This is a genomic window from Methylobacterium sp. V23 (assembly GCF_002917135.1).
Lineage (GTDB): Bacteria > Pseudomonadota > Alphaproteobacteria > Rhizobiales > Beijerinckiaceae > Methylobacterium.
The window spans coordinates 1-6838 of record NZ_PDHT01000076.1; the positions used below are offsets into that span (position 1 = coordinate 1).

Genomic DNA, 6838 nt, shown 5'->3' on the forward strand with positions numbered 1-6838 from the left:
TTTGCGCGTCCCCCTGTGGACCGGCAGCACCCGGTCCAGACGCTGTGATCTGCCCACTCTGACCGGAGGTGTTCTGCGGCGTACCCGGCGCTGAAGGTTTTGCAGACGTATCGTCGCTCTTCTTGGCCGTCACAGCTGTTGCGAGCTGTGGCGGTGTCTCTGCAGCCTTGGTCGCGGCCTCGGGCTGTTTAACGAAGGCAACGAGTTCTTGGCAGATGTTCGCAGGTCTACCAGTGCCGCCGGTGCTATCGCTCGGAGACTGAACCGAAGCACCTTGAGCAAGTGCAAAAGCTGGTGTCAGAACCAACGCGGCGATCATCATCGCCTTCAAAGCCTGCATGTCGATGTCCTTGGATCAGCTGGGAACAGCGCAGACGCGTTCGCACGTGCTGATCACAGGAAACTGATCGCGAGATGATTGGTTGCGATGGAACCTCGGGGAGGAACAGCACCACAAAACATTCCTCCTATCTGGTTTTCTGTTAGATATCCGATCGTTTTCCTGACTTTTGCCGTCAGATGCCGCGATGTCCCAGAAGGGCGGCAACTGGACCTTAGCTCTTTGGTCCGAAGCAGACGTTCCGCATCTGACCTAATGCCTGCCACGGTCGCGTACGGACCTCGTGGCAAGACGCGACGAGATCCAGGCTTGTGCCGCATCTAGGTTCACGAAGGGCGGCTCGTCAGGTCCTGAGATCGGCCCGAACCCAGCCTCCAGGTACCACATTCCGGCTTCCTCCTCGTGCTGGTCAGAGAGGTGAACTAACACCGCCACCAGGAAGCCGTCAGAGAAGACGAGGTGGCTGTCGCTGTCAGCGCTGCCAGTGGCAACCTGAACCGGCTGGAGATGCAAGCTCATCCGACGGTGCGCTCCCGTAGGTGAAGGTACGTATCGTCAAACTCAGCCGCGCGGATCAGTTCATTCCAGGCTTTGATGACCAGGGTTTTGTTACGCAGGATGATGAGGCCGTCGCCTCGCATCTCTTGCAGGGTGCGGTTGACGTGCACGTTCGACATGCCCGTTGCGTCCCCGAGGTCGGCCTGCGTCATCGGCAAGGGACAGCGGTGCTCGCCGGCCAAGCCTACGGCCTCCTGCTTGAGGTACAGCTCGCAGAAGAGGTGGGCGAGATGATCATAAGCCGAGCGTTGGCCCATGCATGCCATCCACTCACGGAAGATCCCCGCATCCACCAGCGTGTCGCGCCAAAGCACGGCGGCGAGGCGAGGGAACTGGTAGGTGAGATCCCGCATCGCTTCATGAGGGATGAAGGCCACGGTGGCTTTCGTCATCGTGGCAAGGCTGTGATCCATCAGCGGGATGTGCAGGCTTGGCAGATCTGGAATGTCACCCGCGATGTGGAACGAGAAGATTTGGCGCCTGCCCCCGCCCAGGATCTTGTAGCGGTAGGCCCAGCCTTCGAGGATGAGGCAACACTGCGAGACCCTGTCGCCATCGCGAACAATGTCCTCTCGCGATTGGTGCGTCCGAACGCGAACGGGCAGGCTCTCGACGGCGTAGCGCTCCTCCTCCGTGAGGGAGGAGATGCTCTCCAGCTTTGTGATCATCGGCTGGAGCAAATGGGGAGACATCGAGGCCATGTGGCTTTGCCTTGCATTGCAGGCGGAAGCGCACGGCTCTTCCAGGCATCAGAACCTGTGTCGAAACGACTGACGATTTTTACAACCTAGAGCGAAGCTATCGAAAAGCAATAATGCAAATTAGGGATGCCTGAAATATCAGAGTGCTGGCACAAAAAGTCAGTTATCCGTTTTACCGGTGATCCCTCCGGGAGCGGACCTCCCGGAGGGCTGCAAAGGGGCGATAGCAACCTGAACGATCTGTCGGGGATCCGATCGTTTTCCGACACTCTTGCGCTATGTGTTCCACGCAGCCTTGAGCGTTTCACCGCCGCTCGTCATATGCGCCGTGGATCAGCTTCTCGATTTGCTCTAACCCCCGCGCGAGTGCGGGCAACTCGGAGTTCGCCGCGCGATCCGATCGTTGAATAAGCTTACCGTTTTGCCGAATAGCCCATTGCCAACTTCCTTTGGCGTGTGGGTTCGGCTGAACTTCTAAAACGTAAGGGTAAGTGGCGCTCGGCTCGCTCATCGCTCGAATATGTGAGTGCGCTTGGCACACTTCATCGGCTCCTATGTGCTCCAGAATGCCCCAGGACGACCGCCAGCCGGTACGGCAAGGCTTTTCCGCTATAATCACGCCCAAGCCTGCCAGCGTCCCGCTAATGCCAATTAATTCGTCGGTCCCTCAGGTCGCGCTGGTCCTGTGAGGATCAATTCCATTCCGTTGATCGCATTACGAAGTGACGCAAAGGCCTCCACTGTGCCGCGTAGATGGGCGACAACGACCCGCCTCGCAGTCACGCCCCCTTGTCCGTCTTCGTCTTGGATGACCGCAGTAAGTGCGACATGGCCTACTGCCCCGTGCATACCGAAGACCGGCGCCTCATCCAGGAAGATGATCGGAGCACTTGTTGCGTTCTCAAGGGGGATTTGTAGTCTTTTGAGTTCGTCGCTCACTTTTAAAGTTCCTTATTTCAGTGGATCATACCTCCGATGTGGCGCGCTCGGGTACGCAATCCAAGTCGCATGTTGCCAACTTAGCTTTATCCATGTTCAAGCTCGGGCTGAGAATGATCCCTTTCGATATTAGTTCGTTTTAGAGAGCTCCCGCCGAAGCTCTTGCACAAACAATTGAGCATGCCCTGGAACGACAGATCGAACGTTTTTATGGAAGGTGTCCTCACCTTCTCGTGAGGGACTTTTTGGCATCGGTATTTCACTCATAGCATCTTGCAATTCCAGCAAGGCACTCTCTTTCATCGAGATAGGTAGCGACCGGATATGGCTGCTTGCAAGTTGAATCATTGCGGTCCGCATAGTTTCCATTTGCGCAGTCAAATTGACCATGAGAGCGTACGAGGCCTCGTCCATATTAGCTCCATCAATTTATTTGAGATTTTCTCGTAGCGCATTTTACTACGTGACGCTTGCCCTTTGATCGGCGTGGCGCCATTCGCTCTGCCATGCACGATTCGGCATCTCGGCTGAGCGGCATTGGGCGCTGTGGAGGGAGCCTGTAGGGCTGTCCTCCCTCACCTTCATCGAAGCGTCAGGGTGCCAGCTTCTTCGGATCTCTGGCTATCGCCTGTGCTTGCCAGAATTCGACTGCGCATATGTACCTACGGAAGCAAGATCACGAGTACCGCTTCCGTGATGGCTTGTGCATTCGAGGTAAATAGCACCGCTCGCAGTCTGCTCTGTGGACCGCAGACAGGTCTAGAACGCCGATACCGAATTAGACCAATTGCTTGCTGATGAGATTGCCACCGAAACTGGAAGCCGCGTGACAGGGATGGGCAGGGTTCGCATGGATAAAGCGTCCGCCGCTCAGCACGGGTCTGCACCCAAGGAGGCCCCGGCTTTTATAAACCGGGTGCTACCTTGGCGAGGATGATGCGGGATCAGCTAAATGCAGAGCAATCCTGCTCGTTCAGAAAAGAAGCTTCGATCTCGCCCAATCTCTGGGCTTCGGCTTCAGTTTTATAGGAGTCGGGCGCGTGGATCTTGTGTGCGCGATCGGACGAGAGAAGCAGCCACCTGTAGCGATCTTCGTTCAGTGAACAGCGACGCGTTACGACACGGTAAGTTGGCTTTATTTGTTCCAGCATGTCGCTGCCATGCCATGCAGGCGCGGCGAGACCAAGGCCGGGTGAACCCTGTGTCATCCCTGCCCCTGCGCATCCCGACTGTTACAGAAGCGCTCCTGACAGGTGTGAAAAGCCGCTGACCTGATCCCTTAGCTTTGTTCATAAGGGTTAGTGAGGAACCCTATGTGCGACAGGGCCTTGTCGTCAGTGATCTTCTCCATCAACGGAGCAAGCCGTGAGAGCGCCTGAGCCGCCTGCCAGCCCGAATGACCCATCGCTAAACCCAACGGGTCCACGGACTTACGAGGACACAGCAGTCCGTCCTGAGCCGCAAGGACCGAACTCCCCTGGCGCCTCTGAGCCGGGCGACATGGGCGCGCCTGAGGAGCGTGACTACGAGAAGGCTCCGAAGCAAACGCCTCCTTCGGAAGGCGGTCTCGGGTACCGTGGCGCTTGAGAGTGCTCTGGCTGTCGAGTTTTGGAGGTGCATTACGGGTTAGAGAGCGCTTGCCTTCAAAGGCTGGGGCTAAACCCCAGCACCATCGGCTTTAGCTGCCTCAAGAAACCTTACGTGGCCGCCCAGCCTTCTTCTGCTTCGGCTCGGCCGGGGCTTCAGATGCGGCCTCCTCAGGCTCCGCAGCCTTGATCTGACCCTTCCGATAGCTCCCGAGTCCCAGCGAGCGAGCCAGTTCGGAACGCTGCGCCGAATAGCTGGCAGCGGTCATCGGGTAATCGGCAGGCAGGCCGTGCTTGGCGCGGTAGGCCTCAGGAGAAAGCCCCCGAAGGGTCAGGTGACGGCGCAGCGTCTTATAGGGCTTGCCGTCCTCGAAGCTGATGAGTGCGTCCGGCGTGATCGACTTCTTGATCTGCGCAGGCGTGGGCTTCTCGATCTGGTCAGCGGCCGGTGTAGCAGGCTCGCTGAGCCCCTTGAGGGTCTGATGCACGGAAGTGATCAACTCGCCGAGATCAGCAGGCCGGACGGAGTTCTTAGAGACGTATGCCGACACGATGTCGGCAGTCATGTCGACGTAATCGACAGTGGCTTCTTGGAGTGCGGCTTCTTGAGAGGTATCTTCTTCCGGAGTGTCGAGCACGTGAAATCCTTACGGCCTAATGATCCCGCGGTTCTCCTGCAGAGGACGACACCGCGAGTCGAGCCATTGATCAGATCTCCATTCCCGATGTAAAGATGCGTGCCGCATTTAGATCGTATGTCACGCTACCGCGGAGCGCGTCATCGCCCTCCAGAGCTGCGGTTGCTGGTCTCGGACCAGATGGGGCAAAACAAGGTGAAGCTCTTTGGGCGGTCTAGGTTGTCTGATGTCCGACGTTCGATCGGTGCCACTTTAGGTAATTAACCTATGTTGTAGCCAGTGACCATCATCTTCCTATTTCTGGCTCCATCATCAGCGAACTCGACCCAGGTGCTGATGGCTGGGAGACCCGCGCGCTTCCGCCTGCAACGCAAGGCGAGGCCGCCATGCCTGTCGCATCCGATCACGACCCAATCAGCATGCTGGTTCGCAAGCTTGAGAGCATCGCTGACCTCTCCCAGGAGGAACGGCAGGCCCTTCAGAGCCTTCCAATTCGCGTCCGCCCTCTTGGGTCTGGACAGGACATCGTTCAGGACGGCGACAGGCCCTCGCAGTGCTGCCTAATCGTGGAGGGCTGGGCGTACCGTTATAAGCTTCTTGGTGAGGGGAAGCGCCAGATCCTGTCGTTTCACATTCCCGGCGACACCCCCGACCTGCAAAGCCTGCACCTCCAAACCATGGATCACAGCCTCGCGACACTCACCGAGGCCACGCTCGCTTTCATCCCGCATGAGAACCTGCGCGAGCTGGTTGCCCGCTTCCCTGGTCTCGCGGCCGTGCTCTGGCGAGATACCCTGGTTGATGCAGCAATCTTCCGCGAGTGGATGACCGGCATAGGCCGAAAGTCGTCTTACGGCCGCGTCGCGCACCTGTTCTGCGAGATGTACCTCAAGCTTGAGGCTGTAGGGTTCGCTAAGGAGCACCGCTGCACCCTGCCTCTCACTCAGGGCCAGCTTGCCGATGCCTTGGGCATGTCGAACGTCCACGCCAACCGCGTTCTGCAGGAGATGCGCAGCAAAGACCTGATCACGTTGAAGAGTAACGAACTGGTCATTCACGCTTGGAGTGAACTTGTTCACGCGGGAGAGTTTGACCCAACGTACCTGCACTTGGGGAAGCGCACCTCTGGATGAGCCTACATCTACAGCCCGTTCATGTTGCAACGAGCAGTGACGACACTGAGAGCCGGCTGGTCTTCAACGATGGCTTCCTCGTGGCGGTGCTCGTACAACTCTGTGAGCAGCACGGGGATGAGGCTGGCAAGTGGTTCCTTGAGGCTGGCTTCGGGCGCGTTGATCATCCGGGCCCCCCTTTGTTCACCAACCTGGATGAAGCGCAGGACTGGATCACGGCGCAGCTCGATGCCCGGGGGGGCTCGCCTTCGTGATGTCTCCTTGGCGTCGCTGCTCACGGTGATGCTGCGTTCGATGCCTTGAGCGAAACCAGCGAGCCGAACTGATTTGCGGATTGGTCATGAGGTCTGCTGTAGCCCCCATGAGATCCGGAAACGTGACTTGAGGATCAGCTCTGAATGTACGATTGCCACCGCGTGGGGGGCACCACAACCGAATAGAAGCATGTCAGAGAACTCAGAAAACCAGGCCACCAACCTCATCGAACTCGCAGGCGACATCGTCTCCGCATATGTGTCGAACAACTCCGTTCCGACTTCCGAACTGCCAGCCCTGATCAAAGGCATCCATGCCGCTCTTGTGGGGCTTGCCAATGGGACCGTCCAAGCTGCTCCGGAAGCCGAGATCGAGAAGCCGACGGCGGCCCAGATCCGCAAATCCGTGATGCCGGACGGCATCGTCAGCTTCTTGGATGGCAAGACCTATAAAACCTTGAAGCGCCATCTGACTGCCCATGGCTTTGATCCGCAAGGATACCGGCAACGCTATGGCCTTCCGGCCGACTATCCGATGGTCGCCCCGTCCTACGCTGAGAAGCGCTCTACCCTGGCGAAGTCCATTGGTCTCGGCCGGATCAGCTATCGCAGCGAGGACGCTGTGCCGAAAGCTGAAGGGCGCACGAGGGCTGCATGACCCTTCCATCGTTCGCGCCATGCTCGGCAGT

General features: G+C 58.1%; 6 protein-coding genes and 1 pseudogene. 2 read left to right on the forward strand and 5 right to left on the reverse strand.

Going from position 1 to position 6838, the window contains the following annotated elements:
- The 4 genes and pseudogenes from CRT23_RS26915 to CRT23_RS26935 form a co-directional block, all read right to left on the reverse strand.
- Positions 1–340: pseudogene (locus CRT23_RS26915) on the reverse strand (hypothetical protein); the annotation flags it as partial.
- A 515-nt stretch (positions 341–855) separates the two neighbouring features.
- Entirely contained in the window at positions 856–1599 is a 744-nt protein-coding gene (locus CRT23_RS26925; RefSeq protein ID WP_103712562.1) for a Crp/Fnr family transcriptional regulator, read from the reverse strand.
- Positions 1600–3482: 1883 nt separating this feature from the next.
- On the reverse strand, positions 3483–3746 hold the full coding sequence (locus tag CRT23_RS28245; RefSeq protein ID WP_146056548.1) for a hypothetical protein: 264 nt from the start codon (positions 3744–3746) through the stop codon (positions 3483–3485).
- A 479-nt stretch (positions 3747–4225) separates the two neighbouring features.
- Positions 4226–4690 carry a MucR family transcriptional regulator gene (locus CRT23_RS26935; RefSeq protein ID WP_103712567.1) on the reverse strand — a complete coding sequence of 155 codons (465 nt, stop codon included), beginning with the start codon at positions 4688–4690 and terminating at the stop codon, positions 4226–4228.
- A gap of 491 nt (positions 4691–5181) precedes the next feature.
- Here CRT23_RS26935 and CRT23_RS26940 point away from each other — a divergent pair, with 491 nt between their 5' ends.
- A complete protein-coding gene (locus tag CRT23_RS26940; protein ID WP_245436635.1) occupies positions 5182–5895 on the forward strand; it encodes a Crp/Fnr family transcriptional regulator in 714 nt (237 codons plus the stop codon).
- A gap of 8 nt (positions 5896–5903) precedes the next feature.
- Here CRT23_RS26940 and CRT23_RS29815 read toward each other — a convergent pair whose 3' ends face one another.
- Positions 5904–6173 carry a hypothetical protein gene (locus CRT23_RS29815; protein WP_181017500.1) on the reverse strand — a complete coding sequence of 90 codons (270 nt, stop codon included), beginning with the start codon at positions 6171–6173 and terminating at the stop codon, positions 5904–5906.
- Between the two features lie 166 nt (positions 6174–6339).
- Here CRT23_RS29815 and CRT23_RS26950 point away from each other — a divergent pair, with 166 nt between their 5' ends.
- Positions 6340–6807 carry a MucR family transcriptional regulator gene (locus CRT23_RS26950; protein ID WP_103712566.1) on the forward strand — a complete coding sequence of 156 codons (468 nt, stop codon included), beginning with the start codon at positions 6340–6342 and terminating at the stop codon, positions 6805–6807.
- The last annotated feature ends 31 nt before the right edge of the window (positions 6808–6838 follow it).

Excerpts from the sequence above, each read along its gene's own strand:
- CRT23_RS26940 (WP_245436635.1), top strand. The coding sequence starts at position 5,182 with ATGCTGGTTCGCAAGCTTGAGAGCATCGCTGACCTCTCCCAGGAGGAA.
- CRT23_RS26925 (WP_103712562.1), bottom strand. The coding sequence starts at position 1,599 with ATGGCCTCGATGTCTCCCCATTTGCTCCAGCCGATGATCACAAAGCTG.
- CRT23_RS28245 (WP_146056548.1), bottom strand. The coding sequence starts at position 3,746 with ATGACACAGGGTTCACCCGGCCTTGGTCTCGCCGCGCCTGCATGGCAT.
- CRT23_RS26935 (WP_103712567.1), bottom strand. The coding sequence starts at position 4,690 with ATGACTGCCGACATCGTGTCGGCATACGTCTCTAAGAACTCCGTCCGG.
- CRT23_RS26950 (WP_103712566.1), top strand. The coding sequence starts at position 6,340 with ATGTCAGAGAACTCAGAAAACCAGGCCACCAACCTCATCGAACTCGCA.